The organism is Pseudomonas serboccidentalis (assembly GCF_028830055.1).
Taxonomy (GTDB): domain Bacteria; phylum Pseudomonadota; class Gammaproteobacteria; order Pseudomonadales; family Pseudomonadaceae; genus Aquipseudomonas; species Aquipseudomonas serboccidentalis.
The window spans coordinates 1,933,875-1,954,602 of record NZ_CP101655.1; the positions used below are offsets into that span (position 1 = coordinate 1,933,875).

21 protein-coding genes are annotated in these 20,728 nt (G+C 61.4%); 11 read left to right on the forward strand and 10 right to left on the reverse strand.

From position 1 onward, the window contains the following. Positions 1-46: 46 nt before the first annotated feature. Entirely contained in the window at positions 47-1,156 is a 1,110-nt protein-coding gene (gene ribBA, locus NN484_RS09035) for a bifunctional 3,4-dihydroxy-2-butanone-4-phosphate synthase/GTP cyclohydrolase II (protein WP_215499735.1), read from the reverse strand. Positions 1,157-1,225: 69 nt separating this feature from the next. Between ribBA and NN484_RS09040 the strand changes: the two genes are divergently transcribed. Further along, the gene (locus tag NN484_RS09040) at positions 1,226-1,522 is read left to right on the forward strand and encodes a DUF1330 domain-containing protein (protein WP_274658928.1); all 297 of its coding nucleotides are present in this window, start codon (positions 1,226-1,228) and stop codon (positions 1,520-1,522) included. 122 nt (positions 1,523-1,644) lie between these two features. Here NN484_RS09040 and NN484_RS09045 read toward each other — a convergent pair whose 3' ends face one another. The 7 genes from NN484_RS09045 to NN484_RS09075 all read right to left on the reverse strand — a co-directional run bounded on the left by NN484_RS09045 (position 1,645) and on the right by NN484_RS09075 (position 6,973). After that, entirely contained in the window at positions 1,645-2,208 is a 564-nt protein-coding gene (locus NN484_RS09045; protein ID WP_127652284.1) for an NUDIX hydrolase, read from the reverse strand. Position 2,209: 1 nt separating this feature from the next. Beyond that, positions 2,210-2,962, reverse strand: a complete 753-nt coding sequence (locus NN484_RS09050) for a GntR family transcriptional regulator (protein ID WP_274658929.1) — start codon at positions 2,960-2,962, stop codon at positions 2,210-2,212. A 58-nt stretch (positions 2,963-3,020) separates the two neighbouring features. Next, on the reverse strand, positions 3,021-3,410 hold the full coding sequence (locus tag NN484_RS09055) for a carboxymuconolactone decarboxylase family protein (RefSeq protein WP_027613073.1): 390 nt from the start codon (positions 3,408-3,410) through the stop codon (positions 3,021-3,023). 131 nt (positions 3,411-3,541) lie between these two features. Then, a complete protein-coding gene (locus NN484_RS09060) occupies positions 3,542-4,027 on the reverse strand; it encodes a flavin reductase family protein (RefSeq protein WP_127652282.1) in 486 nt (161 codons plus the stop codon). 12 nt (positions 4,028-4,039) lie between these two features. Continuing rightward, a complete protein-coding gene (locus tag NN484_RS09065; protein ID WP_274658930.1) occupies positions 4,040-5,521 on the reverse strand; it encodes an aldehyde dehydrogenase in 1,482 nt (493 codons plus the stop codon). After that, positions 5,518-6,351, reverse strand: a complete 834-nt coding sequence (locus NN484_RS09070; protein WP_127652280.1) for an alpha/beta fold hydrolase — start codon at positions 6,349-6,351, stop codon at positions 5,518-5,520. Before NN484_RS09070 ends, NN484_RS09065 begins: the two co-directional genes overlap by 4 nt. A 31-nt stretch (positions 6,352-6,382) precedes the next feature. Then, the gene (locus tag NN484_RS09075; protein ID WP_274658931.1) at positions 6,383-6,973 is read right to left on the reverse strand and encodes an amino acid synthesis family protein; all 591 of its coding nucleotides are present in this window, start codon (positions 6,971-6,973) and stop codon (positions 6,383-6,385) included. 460 nt (positions 6,974-7,433) lie between these two features. Here NN484_RS09075 and NN484_RS09080 point away from each other — a divergent pair, with 460 nt between their 5' ends. Together NN484_RS09080 and NN484_RS09085 are read left to right on the forward strand one after the other, a co-directional pair. Further along, positions 7,434-8,477 (forward strand): WD40/YVTN/BNR-like repeat-containing protein, encoded by a 1,044-nt coding sequence (locus tag NN484_RS09080; protein ID WP_215499740.1) that lies wholly within the window; start codon positions 7,434-7,436, stop codon positions 8,475-8,477. Continuing rightward, on the forward strand, positions 8,474-10,858 hold the full coding sequence (locus NN484_RS09085; RefSeq protein WP_127652278.1) for an efflux RND transporter permease subunit: 2,385 nt from the start codon (positions 8,474-8,476) through the stop codon (positions 10,856-10,858). Before NN484_RS09080 ends, NN484_RS09085 begins: the two co-directional genes overlap by 4 nt. Before the next feature lie 174 nt (positions 10,859-11,032). On the opposite strand, the gene NN484_RS09090 is transcribed toward NN484_RS09085, so the two are convergent. Together NN484_RS09090 and NN484_RS09095 are read right to left on the reverse strand one after the other, a co-directional pair. Next, entirely contained in the window at positions 11,033-11,752 is a 720-nt protein-coding gene (locus tag NN484_RS09090) for a FadR/GntR family transcriptional regulator (RefSeq protein WP_127652277.1), read from the reverse strand. A 156-nt stretch (positions 11,753-11,908) separates the two neighbouring features. Next, positions 11,909-13,645, reverse strand: coding sequence for an IlvD/Edd family dehydratase (locus tag NN484_RS09095; protein ID WP_274658932.1), 1,737 nt, complete (start codon positions 13,643-13,645; stop codon positions 11,909-11,911). A 193-nt stretch (positions 13,646-13,838) separates the two neighbouring features. On the opposite strand from NN484_RS09095, the gene NN484_RS09100 reads away from it, so the two are divergent. The 8 genes from NN484_RS09100 to NN484_RS09135 all read left to right on the forward strand — a co-directional run bounded on the left by NN484_RS09100 (position 13,839) and on the right by NN484_RS09135 (position 20,584). Next, complete coding sequence (locus NN484_RS09100) at positions 13,839-15,161, forward strand: MFS transporter (RefSeq protein WP_274658933.1); 1,323 nt, start codon at positions 13,839-13,841, stop codon at positions 15,159-15,161. A 150-nt stretch (positions 15,162-15,311) separates the two neighbouring features. Continuing rightward, complete coding sequence (gene araD1 / locus NN484_RS09105; RefSeq protein WP_274658934.1) at positions 15,312-16,304, forward strand: AraD1 family protein; 993 nt, start codon at positions 15,312-15,314, stop codon at positions 16,302-16,304. Between the two features lie 9 nt (positions 16,305-16,313). Then, on the forward strand, positions 16,314-17,894 hold the full coding sequence (locus NN484_RS09110; protein WP_274658935.1) for an aldehyde dehydrogenase (NADP(+)): 1,581 nt from the start codon (positions 16,314-16,316) through the stop codon (positions 17,892-17,894). Between the two features lie 155 nt (positions 17,895-18,049). After that, on the forward strand, positions 18,050-18,361 hold the full coding sequence (locus NN484_RS09115; RefSeq protein ID WP_274658936.1) for a DUF5629 family protein: 312 nt from the start codon (positions 18,050-18,052) through the stop codon (positions 18,359-18,361). After that, positions 18,348-19,523: a lactonase family protein gene (locus tag NN484_RS09120; RefSeq protein ID WP_274658937.1), complete on the forward strand. Its 1,176-nt coding sequence runs from the start codon at positions 18,348-18,350 to the stop codon at positions 19,521-19,523. The genes NN484_RS09115 and NN484_RS09120 overlap by 14 nt, the downstream gene beginning before the upstream one ends. Positions 19,524-19,679: 156 nt before the next feature. Then, entirely contained in the window at positions 19,680-19,859 is a 180-nt protein-coding gene (locus NN484_RS09125; RefSeq protein ID WP_115989595.1) for a hypothetical protein, read from the forward strand. 258 nt (positions 19,860-20,117) lie between these two features. Then, positions 20,118-20,330, forward strand: a complete 213-nt coding sequence (locus NN484_RS09130; protein WP_215499750.1) for a hypothetical protein — start codon at positions 20,118-20,120, stop codon at positions 20,328-20,330. Further along, positions 20,327-20,584 carry a hypothetical protein gene (locus tag NN484_RS09135; RefSeq protein ID WP_127652259.1) on the forward strand — a complete coding sequence of 86 codons (258 nt, stop codon included), beginning with the start codon at positions 20,327-20,329 and terminating at the stop codon, positions 20,582-20,584. The genes NN484_RS09130 and NN484_RS09135 overlap by 4 nt, the downstream gene beginning before the upstream one ends. The last annotated feature ends 144 nt before the right edge of the window (positions 20,585-20,728 follow it).

Sequence of the window (20,728 nt, forward strand, 5' to 3'; positions counted from 1 at the left end):
TCGCGAGCAGGCTCACTCCTACATTTGGATTTGTGTTTGGTGTGGGTTATTCGCTGAACGGAATGCTCTCAACCACTTCCAGGTCATACCCGGTCAACCCCGCATACTTCAGCGGCGGCCCCAGGTGGCGCAGCTTGCCCACCCCCAGGTTCTGCAGAATCTGCGCCCCGGTGCCCACCTCCGAATAAATCCGCGATTGCGAGCGGCTGAACTGCCGTGGCGGCTGGGTCAATTGCGGCACACGCTCCAGTAACGCCTGCGACGACTCGTGATTGGCCAACACCACGACAACCCCATGGCCTTCAGCCGCGACCCGTTGCAGCGCCGCCCACAGCGTCCAGTTGCTCGGGCCGCTGTACTCGGCACCGACCAGATCACGCAGCGGGTCAATCACATGCACGCGCACCAGCGTCGGCTCTTCGCGGCGCAGATCGCCCATGACCATCGCCATGTGCACGCCACCCTCAATACGGTCTTCAAAGGTGATCAAGCGGAACGTGCCATGCACCGTCGGCAGCTCACGTTCGCCGATGCGTTCGATGGTGTGCTCGGTGCTCAGGCGATAATGGATCAGGTCGGCGATGGTGCCGATCTTGATCCCGTGCTTGCGCGCGAACACTTCCAGGTCCGGGCGGCGAGCCATGGTGCCGTCGTCGTTCATCACCTCGACGATCACCGAGGCGGGGGTGAAGCCGGCGAGGCGCGCCAGATCGCAACCGGCTTCGGTGTGGCCGGCGCGGGTCAGCACGCCGCCTTCCTTGGCGCGCAGCGGGAAGATGTGCCCGGGTTGCACGAGGTCTTCGGCGCGGGCGTCCTTGGCCACCGCGGCAGCGACCGTACGCGCGCGGTCAGCTGCCGAAATGCCGGTGGTCACGCCGACCGCCGCTTCAATCGACACGGTGAACGCGGTGCTGAACACGCTGCCATTGCTCGGCACCATTTGCTCCAGGCCCAGACGCTGGCAGTGTTCGTCGGTCAGCGTCAGGCAGATCAACCCGCGTGCTTCGCGGGCCATGAAGCTGATCGCCTCGGGTGTGCAGCTGTCGGCGGCCAGCAGCAGGTCGCCTTCGTTTTCCCGATCTTCGTCATCGACCAGCAGGACCATTTTGCCGAGGCGATAATCTTCGATGATTTCTTCGATGCTGTTGAAGGCCATGCTGGACTCTCAGGGTTTGTTGGAAATAATATTGGTATACCATAATACAAAATCAACAAAGAGGTCACTATGAAGGCGTACTGGATTGCCCATGTGGATGTGGCGGATGCCGAGCACTACAGCCAATACACCCAGCGCGCGCCGAAGGCGTTCACCGAGTACGGCGCGAAGTTTCTGGCCAGAGGCGGGCGCAGCGAAGCGCTGGAAGGCAGGGCTACCCCTCAGCGTAGTGTGGTGATCGAATTCGAAAGCTACGAGCAGGCACTGGCGTGCTACCACTCGGCGGCGTATCAGGAAGCGAAACGTTATCGCGAGGAATGGGCGAGGGCGGAGATCATCATCGTCGAAGGCATTGCCCCACTCTAAGCAACACCACCACACCCTGTAGGAGCTGCCGAAGGCTGCGATCTTTTGATCTTGCTTTTAAAAACAGGATCAAAAGATCGCAGCCTTCGGCAGCTCCTACAGGGATCGGGTAGCGCTTGAAGTCAGCGGATAAAGTGGATCTTCCCGCTGTCATCATTGCCCATGTAGATCCCATACACCCCGGCCTGACGTTCCTCGATGTAGCGCTCGAGGATCTGCCGGATCGCCGGGTAGTAGATCTGCTCCCACGGGATGTCTTCGGGGGCGAAGAACTTGTAGTCCAGGGTCTCGGGGCCGAACTGGCCGGTGATCTCCAGCGCGATGGCGCGGAAGATGATGTACACCTCGCTGATCTTCGGCACGCTGAAAATCGAGTACGGCGAGAGGATTTCCGCACGCACGCCGCTTTCTTCCCAGACTTCACGCAGCGCCGCCTGCTCGGTGGTTTCGCCGCTTTCCATGAAGCCGGCCGGCAGGGTCCAGGTGCCCGGGCGCGGTGGGATCGCCCGTTGGCACAAGAGGTATTTGCCGTCCTGCTCGATGATGCAGCCGGCGATGATCTTCGGATTGACGTAGTGGATGTAGCCGCAACCACGGCACATCAGGCGCTCGTGCGTATCGCCCGGCGGCACCTGCTGACCGAGGTCAGGGCCACCGCATTTCGGGCAAAAGCTCGGGCTGAACATGTCAGTGACCTATGCGCGGTTCTTTCAGCGCGATGGGCGGGGTGATGTTCGGCGTGGCGCCGGTCTCTTCCTGTTTGCGCTTGAGGTAGTCGAGGGCCACGGCCGCTGCGGCGCGTACGTGATCGACACAGGCCTGATGCGCCGCCAGCGGATCGCCGCTCTTGATCGCCTCGACCATTTTTTCCATTTCCTGGTTACTCGCGCCGCGCCGGTTTTCCTGGGACACCGAGGTCGCCCGCAGGTAGCTGATGCGCGCTTGCAACTGGCGCAGCTGAGTGGCCGCGACATGGTTGCCCGAGCCTTCGAGCAGCACGTCGTAGAAACCCTGCACCGAGTCGATCACCTGTTGCAGCTCGCCGTCCTTGAGCGCCTTGCGGTTCTCGTCGAGGGCTTTTTCCAGGGCCTTGATGTCCTTGGCCTTGGCGCGCAGGGTGAACAGCTGCACGATCAGGCCTTCGAGTACACAGCGCAGCTCATAGATGTCGACCGCATCGGCGAGGGTGATGATCGCCACGCGCGGACCCTTGGCGTCAGCGAACTCCACCAGGCCTTCGGATTCGAGGTGACGCAAGGCTTCGCGCACCGACGTGCGGCTGACACCGAGGCGATCGCACAGATCGCGCTCCACCAGACGATCCCCTGGCATGAGCTGGAAATTCATGATCGCGCTACGCAGTTTATCCAGCACGATTTCGCGCAGGGTGACGGGGTTGCGATTGACCTTGAAGCTGTCGTCGAGTGGCTGGCGTTTCATGGGGTCCGCTCTTGATGTTGGCTGTCCATGCCAGACGGGCATCTAAACAGCCGAGGGGTTAACTGGAGGCCTCGGCGTCGGCTTCGGCGAAGGCTTCACGGGCGAGCCGGAAACTGTCCACGGCTGCCGGGACGCCGCAATAAATACCGACCTGAAGCAGAATTTCGCGTATTTGCTCACGACTCAGGCCGTTACGCAAGGCGCCGCGCACATGCAGCTTGAGTTCATGCGGACGGTTGAGCGCCGAGATCATCGCCAGGTTGATCATGCTGCGCTCCTTGAGCGACAAACCCTCGCGCCCCCAGACATGGCCCCAGCAGTATTCGGTGACCATTTCCTGCAGCGGACGGGTGAAGTCGTCGGCATTGTCGATGGAGCGCTGCACGTAGGCTTCGCCCAGCACCTGAGTGCGGATCTTCAGGCCTTTTTCGTACTTCTCGTTACTCATAAATCCTCCTCACAACACATATCCCTTGCGTAGGAGCTGCCGAAGGCTGCGATCTTTTGATTTTGATTTTCACGAGCAAGATCAAAAGATCGCAGCCTTCGGCAGCTCCTACAGGGATTTGTGTGAATCCGTCAGGCCAGGGTTGGCAACGGGCCGAGCTTGCCCTTGTGGTAGATCATCGGCGTCACCGGTTGCTCGGGCAGGATCAGGTTCTTCACCGCGCCGACGATGATTGCGTGGTCACCACCGTCGTATTCACGCCACAACTCGCACTCGATGATCGCCGTGGCCTTGGCCAGGATCGGGTTACCGAGTTCGCTCAGATGCCACTCGATGTCCTTGGCCTTGTCCTTGCCTTTACCGGCGAAGGCATAGGCCTCGGCAGTCTGGTCGGCGGACAGCAAATGGATCGCGAACTTCTTGCTGTCGCGCAGCACCGGGTAGGTGTCGGAGGCGTAGTTGGGGCAGAACAGCACCAGTGCCGGATCAATCGACAGCGCGCTGAAGGCGCTGGCGGTGATGCCGACGATGCCGCCCGCAGGGTCAAGGGTGGTCACCACCGTGACCCCGGACGGAAACGAGCTCATCACATCTTTGTAAATGCCGGGTTCGATCATGTCGCAGGACTCCTAGCGCATCACAAACGGATCAGGCATCGGTGCCTGAGAGAGGTTGATCCACACCGTTTTCAGTTCGGTGTAGGCCAGCACCGAATCGATGCCGCTTTCGCGTCCATAGCCACTGTTCTTGAAGCCACCGATCGGCGCCATCGCTGACACCGCGCGGTAGGTGTTGACCCAGATGATTCCCGAGCGCACATCGCGCGCCAGACGATGGGCGCGCCCCAGATCGCGGGTCCAGATGCCGGCGGCGAGGCCGAACTGCGAGTCGTTGGCGATCGCCAGCGCTTCGGCTTCATCTTTGAAACGAATCACCGAAGCCACCGGGCCGAAGACTTCTTCCTGCATGATCTTCATCGAATTGCGGTCGCACTCGAACAGCGTCGGCTCGTAGAACCAGCCGTCGCCGAGATCTGTCGGACGTTTGCCGCCGGTGCGCAAACGCGCGCCTTCGGCGATGGCATCAGCGACCAGACCTTCGACCACCGCCAGTTGCTGCGCGGTGGCCATCGGGCCCATTTCACTTTGGTCTTCCTGCGGGTTGCCGATGCGAATGCGCCGGGCGCGCTCGACCAGTCGGTTGACGAATTCGTCGTAGATTTCATCCTGCACCAGCAGCCGCGAGCCGGACACGCAGCTCTGACCCGATGCGGCATAGATCCCGGCAATCGCGCCGTTGATCGCGCTGTCCAGATCGGCGTCGGCGAAGATGATGTTCGGCGACTTGCCGCCCAGTTCCAGCGACAGCTTGGCGAAGTTTTCGGCGCTGCTGCGCACTACATGCCGGGCCGTGGCCGCGCCGCCGGTGAAGGCGATTTTGCGGATCAGCGGATGACGGGTGAGGGCGGCGCCGGTGCTCGGGCCGTAACCGGTGACGACGTTGACCACGCCCGGCGGAATCCCGGCTTCGAGGGCCAGACGCGCGAGTTCAAGAATGGTCGCCGAGGCGTGCTCGGACGGCTTGATCACGATGGTGTTGCCGGCGGCGAGGGCCGGGGCCAGTTTGATCGCGGTCAGGTACAACGGGCTGTTCCACGGAATGATCGCGGCGACCACGCCCATCGCTTCGTGCACGGTGTAGGCGAACAGGTCGGGCTTGTCCAGCGGCAGGGTGCCGCCTTCAAGCTTGTCGGCCAGGCCTGCGGTGTAGTGGAAGAACTCTGGCAGATAACTGACCTGCCCACGGGTTTCGCGGATCAGCTTGCCGTTGTCGCGGCTTTCCAGCTGCGCCAGTTGTTCCTTGTTTTCCGCAATCAAATCACCGAGGCGACGCAACAGTTTGCCGCGCGCGGTGGCGGTCAGACCGCGCCAGGCCGGGCTGTCGAAGGCGGTCTGCGCCGCTTGTACGGCGCGTTCGACGTCCGCTTCATCGGCGTCAGGCAGTTCGGCCCAAGCCAAGGCTGTGGCCGGGTTGAGGCTTTCGAAGGTCTTGCCGCAGAGGGCATCGACCCATTCTCCGCCGATGCACATCTGGAAGCGTGCGAGTGTCATGCAACGATCCCCTTTATTTGATTTTGTCGGGAGTGTGCGAATTCGAGAAATTCCAGCAGCGTCTGGTTGACCAGGCGCGGCGACTCTACCGGCATCATATGCCGTTGCTCGGGCAGCACCGCAACCTTCGCACCGGGGATGCGCCGGGCCAGTTGCTCGGCCATTTCCGGGGTTGAACCGGGGTCGAGTTCGCCGGTGGCGATCAGCGTCGGTGCCTGGATACTGCCCAGATCATCGGCGCGGTACATGTCCTGAGTGGCGAACAGTTCGTAGGTGGTCAGGTAACCCTGCGGATCGTTACCGGCCAGGGTCTGGCGAATGGCAGCGATCTGCGCCGGGTTGGCTGCCTGATATTCACGGCTGAACCAGCGCGACAGCGCCGCTTCGGCGTTGGCATCCGGGCCGTGTTCGGCAGCTTGTGCGGTGCGGGCAATGACGCCGGCGCGCTGTTCTTCGCTGCGGTTGAACACGCTGTTGAGGACTACCAGGCTTTGCAGGCGCTCGGGGTAGTGCAGGGCAAACGCCCGCGCCACCAGCCCGCCCATGGAGAAACCGATCACCGCTGCCTGGGGCAGGTTCAGGTGGTCGAGCAGCTCCAGCAACTGATCGGCGTAACCGAGCAGCGCGGTGCCGCTGGCCGGTCGCGGGCTGGCGCCGTGGCCGAGCATGTCGTAGGCGATCACCCGATACTGGCTGGCGAGGCCAACGATCTGGCCCCCCCACATTTCTTTGTTCAGGCCCACGCCGTGGATCAAGACCACGGGCTGGCCTTGGCCGGTCGCCAGGTAACTGGTGCCAGCCGGGGTGAGTTCAGCGGTGAGCCGAATCATGGAGCGCTCCTGCAATGCCTTTTTATTGTGATTACTGGGCTTTTTCGGCGGCCAGTTCTTCCAGATCGATGTAGCGGTTGCCGATGCGCGGGTGCAGGCGACCACCGTCGGCGCAACCGAGCACCACAACGATTTCGTCGGCACGCGGGGCGTCTTCGATCTGCATTTCCAGGGTGATGTAGTGCGAACGCAGGCCTTCGTCGTCCTTGTGCATCATCGGGATCTGAATCGACGTGCCCGGGCCACCGCGTTTGTTGGTGAAGCTCAGGTAGCTCTTGGCCTTGACCGCTTCGCGATAGTGGTTGCCGAAGCGCAGGGTGTGGATCACCGCCGAGGCGTGTTCGATCTCGCCGTCGGCACCGACCACTGCTGCCTTGCCGTAGGCCTCGATCTTCTCGGCGCCGCCGATGATGCCCACCAGACGTTCGACCATCATTGCGCCGAGGTCGGAACAGTTGGCGCGGATCTGCGGTTTCAGATCCTCGACGAAGCCGTTCCCCACCCAAGGGTTCTTCATCACCACCGCCAGGCCGACCATGGTCACCGGCTTGTCAGTGGCCTTGCCGCCTTCGATGAAGGTTTCATCGACATAGCTGACGATCTTGCGAATTTCGAAACTCATGAGCTGCTCCGTGGGGGGATTGAGAGTGTCTGTGCGTCTGATGGTATACCATAATACCGATCGTGCAAGTCCCCCGCACAAGATTTGCCGCATCCATCCGGCGAATGGCGCTGCATTCACCCGCCACCCGGTTATTCGATGCCGCGCGATATTTCTGTAGGAGCTGCGGAACGCTGCGATCTTTTGATTTTGATTTTTGTTTTAAAGATCAGGATCAAAAGATCGCAGCCTCGTTTCACTCGTCAGCTCCTACAGGGCTTTGTGCAGGCCGATTTGGTTAACAAAAGATAACGTGGCGCCGATTGTCAGACGTTTCCAAAGCCCGATAGGATGAGCCAGCTTCCCAAGGCGCTCTGGACTGCGGGTTTCACGGCTATGCTTGTGACCCATCAGTCACCACGAGCACCCTTGCGGCGCCCTAAGGCCGAATGGCCTAACAATAATAAATAGGGGAAGGTCTATGAGTCGTTGCCGCCCGCCGGCGTTACGCAACACCGCGTTGCTGGCCACAGCACTCACTTTGCTGGGCTGTGTTGCCATGTCGGCACCCGCGCTGGCCGCCGAAGCGCCAGCCGACGGGGTGTATTCCACCGAGTCGGCCAAAGCCGCAAAAAGCCTGATGCTCGATGTCGTTCACGCCGGTAACCGGTTGGTGGCGGTCGGTGATCGCGGGCATATTCTCTATTCCGATGACCAGGGCAAGGCCTGGACCCAGGCCAAGGTGCCGACCCGGCAACTGCTGACGGCAGTGTATTTCGTCGATGACAAACACGGCTGGGCCGTGGGCCACGACGCGCAGATCCTTGCCAGCGAAGACGGCGGCCTGACCTGGAGCAAACAATTCGAAGACCTCAAGCGCGAAGCGCCGCTGCTCGACGTCTGGTTCCAGGACGTCAATCATGGCGTCGCCGTGGGTGCTTACGGGGCCTTGCTGGAAACCACCGATGGCGGCAAAAACTGGCAGGACGTCAGCGACCGCCTCGACAACCAGGACCAGTTCCACCTCAACGCCATCGCGGCGGTCAAGGACGCCGGGCTGTTCATCGTCGGCGAGCAGGGCAGCATGTTCCGCTCCCCGGACTGGGGCCAGACCTGGGAAAAACTCCAGGGCCCGTATCAAGGCTCGCTGTTCGGCGTGATCGGCACTGCACAACCGCAGACCCTGTTGGCCTACGGCCTGCGCGGCAACCTCTATCGCTCCACCGACTTCGGCAGCACCTGGCAGCAGGTCGAACTCAAAGCGGCGCGCGGTGCGCTGGAGTTCGGTCTGTCCGGCGCGACCCTGCTCGCGGACGGCTCGATCGTGATCGTCGGCAACGGCGGCTCGGTGATCAGCAGCAGCGACAACGGCGAAACCTTCAGCGTCTTCAACCGCCCGGACCGCATCTCGCTGTCCTCGGTGACGGCGGCTGGCGACGGCAATCTGATTCTGACCGGGCAGGGTGGCGTTCACACCACCCAGCCAAACGGCGCCGAGATCAATAATAAGAAGGCGGGGCTATGACTTCCTTGATCACTCCTCAGCAGGAAAAAGCGACACTCCTCGAACGTCTGATTTTCAACAACCGCCCGGCAGTGATCCTGATCTGCCTGGTGGTCAGCGTCTTCCTGTTCTGGCAGGCCACACTGATCCGGCCGTCCACCAGCTTCGAAAAAATGATCCCGCTCAAGCATCCGTTCATCGAGAAGATGATGGAGCACCGCAACGATCTGGCGAACCTGGGCAACACCGTGCGGATTTCGGTGGAAGCCAAAGACGGCGACATCTTCTCCAAGGAGTACATGGAGACTCTGCGTCAGATCAACGACGAGGTGTTCTACATCTCCGGCGTCGACCGCTCCGGCCTCAAATCGCTGTGGAGTCCGAGCGTACGCTGGACCGAAGTGACCGAAGAGGGCTTTGCCGGCGGTGAAGTGATTCCGCAGAGCTACAACGGCTCGCAGGACAGCCTCGACATGCTGCGCAACAACGTCCTCAAATCGGGGCAGGTCGGGCGGCTGGTGTCCAACGACTTCAAGTCGAGCATCGTCGACATCCCGCTGCTGGAGTCCTACCCGGATCCGCAGGACCAGGGCAAGTTGCTGGCGCTGGACTATCGCCAGTTCTCCCACGAACTGGAAGACAAGATCCGCAACAAGTTCGAAGCGCAGAACCCCAACGTCAAGATCCACATCGTCGGCTTCGCCAAGAAGGTCGGTGACCTGATCGACGGTCTGGTGATGGTGGTGATGTTCTTCGGCATCGCTTTCGTCATCACTCTGATCCTGCTGCTGTGGTTCACCAACTGCGTGCGCAGCACCATTGCGGTGTTGAGCACGACACTGGTGGCAGTGGTCTGGCAACTGGGGCTGATGCACTTCTTCGGCTTCGGGCTGGATCCGTATTCGATGCTGGTGCCGTTCCTGATCTTCGCCATCGGCATTTCCCACGGCGTGCAGAAGATCAACGGCATCGCCCTGCAATCGAGTGAGGCGGACAACGCCCTGACCGCGGCGCGGCGCACGTTCCGGCAACTGTTCCTGCCGGGGATGATCGCGATTCTCGCCGACGCGGTGGGCTTCATCACCCTGCTGATCATCGACATCGGGGTGATCCGCGAACTGGCGATCGGCGCCTCCATCGGCGTGGCGGTGATCGTGTTCACCAACCTGATTCTGCTACCGGTGGCAATCTCCTATGCCGGCATCAGCCAGCGCGCGATTGCCCGGAGCAAGAAGGACGCGAATCGCGAACACCCGTTCTGGCGCCTGCTGTCGAACTTCGCCAGCCCGAAAGTCGCACCGGTCTCGATTGCCCTGGCGCTGATCGCCTTCGGTGGCGGCCTCTGGTACAGCCAGAACCTGAAAATCGGTGACCTCGACCAAGGCGCGCCGGAACTGCGTCCAGACTCGCGCTACAACAAGGACAACAACTTCATCATCAACAACTACTCCACCAGTTCCGACGTGCTGGTGGTGATGGTCAAGACCGCCACCGAAGGCTGCTCGCGCTACGAAGCGATGGCGCCGATCGATGAGCTGATGTGGAAGATGCAGAACACCGAGGGCGTGCAGTCGGCGATCTCGCTGGTGACCGTGTCCAAGCAGATGATCAAGGGCATGAACGAGGGCAACCTGAAATGGGAAACCCTGTCGCGCAACCCGGACGTGCTGAACAACTCGATCGCCCGTGCCGACGGCCTGTACAACAACAGCTGTTCGCTGGCGCCGGTGCTGATCTTCCTCAATGACCACAAGGCCGAAACCCTCGACCGTGCAGTGCATGCGGTGCAGGAATTCGCCAAGGCCAACAACAAGGACGGTCTGGAATTCATCCTCGCTGCCGGTAACGCCGGGATCGAGGCGGCCACCAACGAGGTGATCAAACAGGCCGAGCTGACCATCCTGATCCTGGTGTACATCTGCGTGGCGGTGATGTGCATGATCACCTTCCGCTCGTGGGCGGCGACCCTGTGCATCGTCCTGCCGCTGGTGCTGACCTCGGTGCTGGGCAACGCGCTGATGGCGTTCATGGGCATCGGCGTCAAAGTCGCGACCCTGCCGGTGGTGGCGCTGGGCGTGGGGATCGGCGTGGACTACGGCATTTACATCTACAGCCGTCTGGAAAGTTTCCTGCGGGCCGGGCTGCCGTTGCAGGAAGCCTATTATCAGACCCTGAAATCCACCGGTAAGGCGGTGCTGTTCACCGGTCTGTGCCTGGCCATCGGCGTGTGCACCTGGATCTTCTCGGCGATCAAGTTCCAGGCCGACATGGGCCTGATGCTGACCTTCATGCTGCTGTGGAACATGTTCGGTGCGCTGTGGCTGCTGCCGGCACTGGCGAAGTTCCTGATCAAGCCGGAGAAAATGGCAGGGCAGAAGGGCAATTCGCTGTTCTCCCACTGATCCAGATGCCTGAAACAACAAAGCCGCAACCTTAGGGTTGCGGCTTTTTTGTAGGTCAAGATCAAAAGATCGCAGCCTCCGGCAGCTCCTACAGGAGGCCAAGTAAATCAGTAATCCAAGGGTGCACCCAATCTCTGTAGGAGCTGCCGGAGGCTGCGAACTTTTGGCTTTGCTTCAGGTGAGCTCGGTGCCGAGCACCGCACTCAACGCACTGCGCGCATCATCGAGTTGCACCAGCGTCGCGTGGCGGGCGCCCAGCGCATCACGGTTTTCGATGGCCGTGAGAATCGCCTTGTGTCGCGGCAACGCCAGTTCATGCAGATTTGGCCGCTGATTCGAATGCTTCAGCGCCTCGGCAATCGCCACCGAGAGCATGTTGCACAGATTGGCCAACAGATCATTGTGCGTCGCATCGGCGATGCGGCTGTGGAAGTCCAGATCCGGTTGCAGCAAGGCTTCCGGCGTCGGTGCGGCTTCCATGCGCTGATAGGCTTCGCCGATGGCCGCGATGTCGGCCTCGGTCGCATGCTGGGCGGCGAGGGCGGCAGCGGCCGGCTCGATGATGCTGCGCACGCTGGTCAGCACATTGAAGAATTCGTTCTGCGGACTGCTTTGCATCAGCCAGTGCAGCACGTCCGGATCGAGCATGTGCCACTCCCGGCGCGCCTTGACCACCGTGCCGACCCGCGGCCTGGAATACACCAGCCCCTTGGCCACCAACACCCGCGTGGCTTCGCGCAACACCGGCCGGCTCACCGCGTATTCCTCGCACAACAAGGCTTCGGCGGGCAGTTTGTCGTCGGGCAAAAAGCGTCCGGAGACGATCTGCATGCCCAGTTCCTGGACAATGCGCGAGTGCATGCTTTTGCGGTCGGAAGGTTTGCGGTAATCCATGGGGAGCGGCGCGATCCTGAGCGATGGAGATGCCGCGCATCATAGCAGGCACGGACGGTGGGCGATCCAGCCCTTGAAAAGATCGCAGCCTGCGGCAGCTCCTACATTGGAATGCATTTCCCTGTAGGAACTGCCGCAGGCTGTGATCTTTTGATCTTAGTGGGAATGGCGTGGAACTTCCGCACCTCGGCAACCGACCAGGAAGTCAAAGTCGCAGCCCTGGTCCGCCTGCAACACATGGTCGATGTACAACTGACGATAGCCGCCCACCAGCAACTGCTGCGGTGGCTGCAGATCGGCCATGCGCGCCGCCAGTTCGGCGTCCGGAATATCCAGATGCAAGCGCCCGCTGGCGCAATCGAGTTCGATCCAGTCGCCTTCCTGCACGGCCGCCAAAGGCCCGCCGGCCGCCGCTTCCGGCGCAACGTGCAGGACAACGGTGCCGTACGCGGTGCCGCTCATCCGCGCGTCGGAAATGCGCACCATGTCGGTCACGCCCTGCGCCAGCAACTTGGCCGGCAGCCCCATGTTGCCGACTTCGGCCATGCCCGGATAACCCTTCGGTCCGCAGTTTTTCATCACCAGAATCGAGTCGGCATCCACGTCCAGCTCAGGGTCGTTGATCCGCGCCTTGTACATGTCGAAGTTCTCGAACACCACCGCGCGTCCTCGGTGCTGCATCAGTTCCGGGGTGGCAGCGGACGGCTTGAGCACGGCCCCCAGCGGCGCCAGATTGCCGCGCAATACGCAAATGCCGCCGTCGGCGCGGATCGGATTGTCGAGGGTGCGGATCACTTCGTCTTCGCCATAGATCGGCGCGTCCTGGGTGTTCTCGCCCAGTGTTTTGCCGTTGACGGTCAGCGCGTTGGGGTTGGGGATCAGATTGGCTTCGCCGAGACGGCGCAGCACCGCTGGCAGGCCACCAGCGTAATAGAACTCTTCCATCAGGAAACGCCCGGACGGTTGCAGGTCGACAATGGTCGGCATGCCGCGCCCAATGCGCGTCCAGTCATCCAGGTCCAGCTCGACACCGATGCGACCGGCAATGGCTTTCAAGTGGATTACCGCGTTGGTCGAACCGCCGATAGCCGCGTTGACCCGAATGGCGTTTTCAAACGCTTCCTTGGTCAGGATCTTCGACAGACGCAGGTCTTCGCGCACCATTTCCACCGCACGCATGCCGGACATGTGCGCCAACACATAACGTCGCGCATCCACCGCCGGAATCGCCGCGTTGTGCGGTAAGGATGTGCCCAGTGCTTCGGCCATGCAGGCCATGGTCGACGCGGTGCCCATGGTGTTGCAGGTGCCCGCCGAGCGCGACATGCCGCCCTCGGCCGCGAGGAAATCATCGAGGGTGATGGTGCCGGCCTTGACCTGTTCGCTGAGCTGCCAGACCACAGTGCCGGAACCGATGTCCTTGCCCTTGTGCTTGCCGTTGAGCATCGGCCCGCCGGTGACGACGATCGCCGGCACATCGCAACTGGCCGCGCCCATCAGCAGCGCCGGGGTGGTTTTGTCGCAGCCAGTCAGCAGCACCACACCGTCAATCGGGTTGCCGCGAATCGCCTCTTCGACGTCCATGCTCGCCAGGTTGCGGGTGAGCATGGCGGTGGGGCGCAGGTTCGATTCGCCATTGGAGAACACCGGGAATTCCACCGGAAAGCCACCGGCCTCGATCACCCCGCGTTTGACGTGCTCCGCGATCTGGCGGAAATGCGCGTTGCACGGGGTCAGTTCCGACCAGGTGTTGCAGATGCCGATGATCGGCTTGCCGTGGAACTGGTGGTCGGCGATGCCCTGATTCTTCATCCAGCTGCGGTACATGAAGCCGTTCTTGTCGGCAGTGCCAAACCATTGGGCCGAGCGCAGGGTGGGTTTCTTCTCAGACATGATCGGTTCTCTTATTGTAAGACTATTGTTTGCGAGTCACGGCTAAACATAAGCTCAAAATCGGCAGTTTGGAAGTGTTGTTGGGTAATTAGTATTACTATATAGTCGTTTTCGACGGAGGGATTGGCCCTGGCGGTTTCCGCGAGAGGCGTCCCCCGAGGTTCTATAACAACAACAATCGGAGACCGACCCCATGAGCCAGGAATTGCGGCTTATCCGCCGCATCACGCTGAAACTGATTCCCTTCCTGATCCTGCTGTACCTGATCGCCTATGTGGATCGCTCCGCCGTCGGCTTTGCCAAGCTGCACATGGGCGCCGACATCGGCATCGGTGATGCGGCCTATGGCCTGGGCGCCGGGCTGTTTTTCATTGGCTACTTTCTGCTGGAAATCCCCAGCAACCTGATGCTCGAACGCTTCGGCGCACGGCGCTGGTTCGCACGGATCATGATCACCTGGGGCGCAATCACCATCGGCATGGCGTTCGTCCAGGGCCCGCACAGTTTCTACGTGATGCGCTTTCTGCTCGGCGCGGCGGAGGCGGGGTTCTTTCCCGGTGTTCTGTACTACATCACTCAATGGTTCCCGGTGCGCCATCGCGGCAAGATCCTCGGCCTGTTCATCCTCTCCCAACCGATTGCAATGATGATCACCGGCCCGGTGTCGGGCGGGCTGCTGGGCATGGACGGCATCCTCGGCCTGCACGGCTGGCAGTGGCTGTTCATCGTCATCGGCACCCCGGCGATCCTGCTGACCTGGCCAGTACTGCGCTGGTTGCCGGACGGCCCGCAACAAGTGCAGTGGATGGATCAGGCCGAGAAAGACTGGCTGAGCGGCGAGCTGAAAAAAGACCTGCAGGAATACGGCCAGACCCGTCACGGCAACCCGCTGCACGCGCTCAAGGACAAACGCGTGTTGCTGCTGGCGCTGTTTTATCTGCCGGTGACCCTGAGCATTTATGGCCTCGGCCTGTGGTTGCCAACGCTGATCAAGCAGTTCGGCGGCAGCGATCTGGTGACCGGTTTCGTCTCGTCGGTGCCGTACATCTTCGGCATCGTCGGTTTGCTGATCGTGCCGCGCAGCTCCGACCGCATGAACGATCGCTACGGGCATCTGGCAGTGCTTTATGTGCTGGGCGCGATCGGCCTGTTCCTCAGTGCGTGGCTGTCGTTGCCGGTGGCGCAATTGGCGGCGCTGTGCCTGGTGGCGTTCGCGCTGTTTTCCTGCACGGCAGTGTTCTGGACCTTGCCGGGGCGGTTCTTCGCCGGTGCCAGTGCGGCGGCGGGGATCGCCTTGATCAACTCGGTGGGCAATCTCGGTGGCTACATCGGGCCGTTCGTGATCGGTGCGCTGAAGGAGTACACCGGGAACCTGGGTTCAGGGTTGTATTTCCTCAGCGGGGTGATGGTGTTCGGCTTGATTCTGACCGGTGTGGTTTACCGCGTGCTGGAGCGCAAGCACGTGCTGCCGGTTGACCAGTTTGCCGCCAGCGCTCGTGGCGCCACCCGAACCTGAATGGCTGACAGACACCGACCCTTGTAGGAGTGAGCCTGCTCGCGATGAGGCCAACACCTTCAATATTTATGGCGACTGATACACCGCAATCGCGAGCAGGCTCACTCCTACAGGGGGCTGCGGTGTTGCGAATAACACAGGAGAGGACATATGCATCTGGTGCAATTCGAATTAACCAACGGCGAACGCCGCGTCGGCGTGGTCGACAACGGTCTGATCCGCGAAGTGCAGGGCGCCCGCTGCGTGCGTGACCTGGCCCTGGCCGCCATCGAAGCCGGCGGCTCGCTGGAGCAGCAAGTGCAAACCCTCGGCCTCGGCATCAGCCATGACTACGCCGAGCTGCTGAGCACGCGGCGCATCCTGCCGCCGCTGGACCATCCCGATCCGGCGCACCTGTTGGTCAGCGGCACCGGCCTGACGCACCTGGGCAGCGCCTCGGCGCGAGACAAAATGCACCAGCAGGCCGGCGACGAAGCGGCGATGACCGACACCATGCGCATTTTCAAATGGGGCGTGGAGGGCGGCAAACCGGCGGCGGGGCAGGCGGGCGTGCAGCCGGAGTGGTTCTACAAGGGCGACGGCAGCATCGTCGTGCGCCCGGGCGAGGCCTTCCCGTTGCCGCCGTTCGCCGAGGATGCCGGCGAGGAACCGGAAATGGCCGGCCTCTACGTCATCGGCCATGACGGCAAACCGTATCGCCTCGGTTTCGCGGTGGGTAACGAGTTCTCCGACCACGTCATGGAGCGCAAGAATTACCTGTATCTGGCTCACTCGAAATTGCGCAGTTGCAGCTACGGCCCGGAACTGCGCACCGGTGAGCTGCCGCAACATCTGGCCGGCAGCAGTCGCATCCTGCGCGACGGCGAAGTGCTGTGGCAGAACGAATTCCTCAGCGGCGAGGCCAACATGTGCCACAGCCTCGCCAACCTCGAATACCACCACTTCAAGTACCGCCAGTTCCTGCGTCCGGGCGATGTACACATTCACTTTTTCGGCACCGCGACCCTGTCGTTCGCCGATGGCATTCGCACGCAACCGGGCGACGTGTTCGAGATCAGCCAGGCCGAATTCGGCGCACCGCTGGTCAACGGCATCGCCCCGGCAGCTGCGGCTTTTCAACCGGACAGCATCGGCACCCTTTAAGGAGCTCCCATGACTCAGATTCTCGGCCACAACTACATCGGCGGTCAGCGCAGTGCAGCAGGCAATGTGAAACTGCACAGCGTCGACGCGACCACGGGTGAAAACCTGCCTTGCGAGTTCATCCAGGCCACGCAGCAGGAAGTCGACGCTGCCGCCCAGGCCGCTGCCGCCGCATACCCGGCGTATCGCAGCCTCAGCGCTGAACGTCGCGCGCAGTTTCTCGACGCGATTGCCGATGAGCTGGATGCACTGGGCGATGATTTCGTTGCCGTGGTCTGCCGCGAAACCGCGCTGCCTGCGGGGCGAATTCAGGGGGAGCGCGGGCGTACCAGCGGGCAGATGCGCCTGTTCGCCAAAGTCCTGCGGCGCGGTGATTTCTACGGCGCGCGGATCGACCTGCCGCTGCCGGATCGCCAGCCACTGCCACGCCCGGATCTGCGTCAATACCGCATCGGCCTCGGCCCGGTTGCGGTGTTCGGTGCGAGCAATTTCCCGTTGGCGTTTTCCACCGCCGGCGGCGATACCGCTGCGGCGCTGGCGGCCGGCTGCCCGGTGGTGTTCAAGGCACACTCGGGGCATATGGCAACCGCGGAACAGGTCGCTGATGCAGTGATTCGCGCCGCCGAGAAAACCGCGATGCCGGCCGGTGTGTTCAACATGATTTACGGCGGGGGCGTCGGCGAATGGCTGGTCAAGCATCCGGCGATTCAGGCGGTGGGCTTCACCGGTTCGCTCAAGGGCGGTCGGGCGTTGTGCGACATGGCAGCGGCGCGGCCGCAACCGATTCCGGTGTTCGCCGAGATGTCGAGCATCAATCCGGTGATCGTCCTGCCGCAGGCGCTGGCCGTGCGTTCGGAATCGATTGCCCGCGAACTGACCGCTTCGGTGGTGCAGGGCTGCGGCCAGTTCTGCACCAATCCCGGACTGGTCATTGGTATTCGTTCGCCACAGTTCAGCGCCTTCATGCAGCAGCTCGCTGGTTTGATCGGCGATCAACCGGCGCAGACCATGCTCAACGCCGGCACCCTCGGCAGCTACGGCAAAGGCTTGCACAAGCTCCTGGCTCATTCTGGCATCGAGCATCTGGCGGGCCAGCCGCAACAGGGCAATCAGGCGCAGCCACAACTGTTCAAAGCGGATGTCAGCCTGTTGATCGGTGGCGATGAAGTGCTGCAGGAAGAAGTGTTCGGCCCGACCACGGTGATCGTCGAAGTGGCGGACAAGGCCGAGCTCAGCGCGGCGTTGCAAGGCCTGCACGGGCAACTGACGGCGACGATTATCGGCGAGCAGGCGGACTTCGAACACTTCCCGCAACTGACGCCGTTGCTGGAGCTGAAGGTCGGGCGGATCTTGCTCAATGGCTACCCGACCGGGGTCGAGGTGTGTGATTCGATGGTGCATGGCGGGCCGTATCCGGCGACGTCGGATGTGCGCGGCACGTCGGTGGGTACGCTGGCGATCGATCGGTTCCTGCGTCCGGTGTGCTTCCAGAACTACCCCGACAGTCTGCTGCCGGAACCGCTGAAAAATGGCAATCCGTTGCGCATCCAGCGGCTGGTGGATGGCAAGCCGTCACGCGACGCCCTCTGAAACACTAACGCTGTAGGAGCTGCCGAAGGCTGCGATCTTTTGATCTTGATCTTAAAAACAGAATCAAAAGATCGCAGCCTTCGGCAGCTCCTACAGAGGGATCGAGGCTCCATGAGCTATCATTGGCCCTTTCCCCCCTAGAAAGACTGTTTGCCATGACTGCCCAAACCCTTCTCAACGCCCTCGAACACTGCGGTATGGTCGAAATCGACGGCCTGCACGCCTTCGAATTCGCCCTCGACGAAGACGACAACCTGCACATCGAATGCATCGACGGCCGAGCGGCCAAGCATTGGGAATTCACCCCGACTCAGGTTGCGGCGGCGACGTTTGATGAAGACCTGCAGAGCTGGTTGATCATTGGTTATGCCAGCGACACCAAAACCACCGGCGAACACCGCCTGGTCTGCCTTGGCGACGTAGTCAGCAGCAGCGATGACGAGGACGAAACCGATGAACATGCGTAAATTCTGGCCGCTGCTGATGGCCGGCAGCGTCGGCGCGATGGGCCTTTCCAGTGCCAGCGCCGAGAACTATCAATTGCTGGTCGGCTCCTACACCGCCGGCACCAGCCAGGGCATCTATCGAATGAATTTCGACAGTGCCACCGGCCAGATCGCCGCCAAACCGCTGCAAGTGGTGAAGAGTGAAAACCCGTCGTGGCTGACCCTGTCCAAGGATTCTCGTCGGCTGTTCGTGGTCAATGAAAACGGTCCCGGCCAGAAAGATCCGGTCGGCCGCGTCAGCAGCTACTCGATCGATCCCAAGACCCACGCCCTGACGCTGATCAATCAAGTGCAGAGCCTGGGCAACGAGCCGACCCATTCAAGCCTGAGCGGCGATGCCAGCCATCTGTTCGTCAGCAACTATTCAGTGGTGGAAGATCCGGGTGGCACCCTCGCGGTGCTGCCGGTCGGCACTGACGGCAAACTCAAGCCGGTGGTGCAGATGAGCGGGCACCCGGCGAGCCGGGTCAATCCCGAGCGTCAGGCGTCCAACCACGTGCATTCGACGGTGTCCTCGCCGGATGGTCGCTACGTGTTCTCCAACGACTTGGGGGCGGACAAGATCTTCATCTACCAGTTCGACCCGAAAGCCAATCCGCACCAGCCGCTGACCCCGGCAAAAACCGCTTCGGTGAGCTTGCCGGCCGGCAGCGGCCCGCGTCATCTGCTGTTCAGTGCTGACGGCAAACATGCCTGGCTGACCACGGAAATGAGCGCGCAAGTCGCGGTGTTCGACTACAACGACGGTGTGCTGACCCAAACGCAACTGGTCGATCTGGCTGCTGGTCAGCCAACCTCGGACAAAGCCGCCGCCGCGCTGCATGCATCGGCCGATGGCAAGTTCCTCTACGTCAGCAACCGTGGCACCGCCAATCAGTTGCTGGTGTTCAGCATTGATCCGGCCACCGGCCAACTCAAAGAGCTGCAAAAACGTTCGGTAGAAGGTGATCACCCGCGCGAGTTCAGCCTCGATCCAAGTGGCAAGTTCCTGCTGATTGCCAACCAGAAGAGCAACGAAATTGTCGTCGTCGAACGCGATGCCAAGACCGGTCTGCTCGGCAAAACCGTGCAAAAACTGCCGATGGACGCGCCCAGCGACCTGAAGTTTATCGTGCGACAATAAGCCACAGGCCCCGGTTTACGGGGCCTGCCTCTTTGTATTAATCGCGCTGATATCCGGTACTGCTACAAAACATTTCAAGCGATCAACCCTTGAGCGTTAAGTTTGCTTCACGGCCCAACCGGGCAAGCCAGCCAACCGAACACGAGGGTTACCGCCATGAACTTCAATCTCTTCTCCGTCATTGCCGCTTCCGCCATTTCCGCCACCGTTGCGCTGCCAGCCAGTGCCAACGTTGAAATCGCCGGCAAAAAATCCCACACCCAGAGCTACACCCAGAAATACCTGCAACAGAGCGCCAACTTCTACGCCGCGCTGGATCACAAAGCCCAACACTGAAATGCCCGGCTCGAACAACTCCCTGTAGGAGCTGCCGAAGGCTGCGATCTTTTGATCTTGAAAATCAAAAGATCGCAGCCTTCGGCAGCTCCTACACGTGTGCGTGTGTTTTTCGCGGCCTGATAGGTTTCTCAAACTGCGCAAATAGACTGGCTAAATAATCAACGAAGTTGATGTTTACTATGGGAAACCCTGAGTGGTTACCGCGGCTTTTTTGATTGATCCTGACGGCACTGAAACATGCCCACGGAGAACATCATGGCCAGTGCAATCATTACCTCAGCCAAGCGCGGCGCCTATCTGGCCATCGGTCTTTACCTGGTCCTGGTGTTGTTCGTCAGCGTCGCCGCGCAGACTCAACACAACGTCGACGCGCCGATTCAGGTCGCACACCCCGGCATCCAGTTCGAACACCGCGCAGACAGCGTGCTGGTCGATCGGGCGGAACTCGCAGGAGTGGGCGGAGCATGAAAGGCTACAGACTCTGGGTCATCGCCGGTTTAGCGTTCTTCACCAACGGTGCTTCATTATTGGGTATCGGCCAAGGCTCGGTGGGTGCGTTGGCCCGAGCCATAGAGGCCAATCACACCATCGCGCACAACATCGAACGGGCAAATACCCTGGGGCTGATGGCCGGCAATCCGCCGGTCAAAGTATCGGCCGATTTTCTCGGCCCCTTCGAAGTGGATTGCATGGCACTCGGCATGTGCAACGCACTCGCCTAGGCAACGCGAACCATTGTGGCGAGGGAGCTTGCTCCCGCTGGGTTGCGAAGCAGCCCTGAATCCTGCAAACCCAGTCTGTCTGATGTACCGAGCCTGAGGGTTTGCGACTGCTGCGCAGCCGAGCGGGAGCAAGCTCCCTCGCCA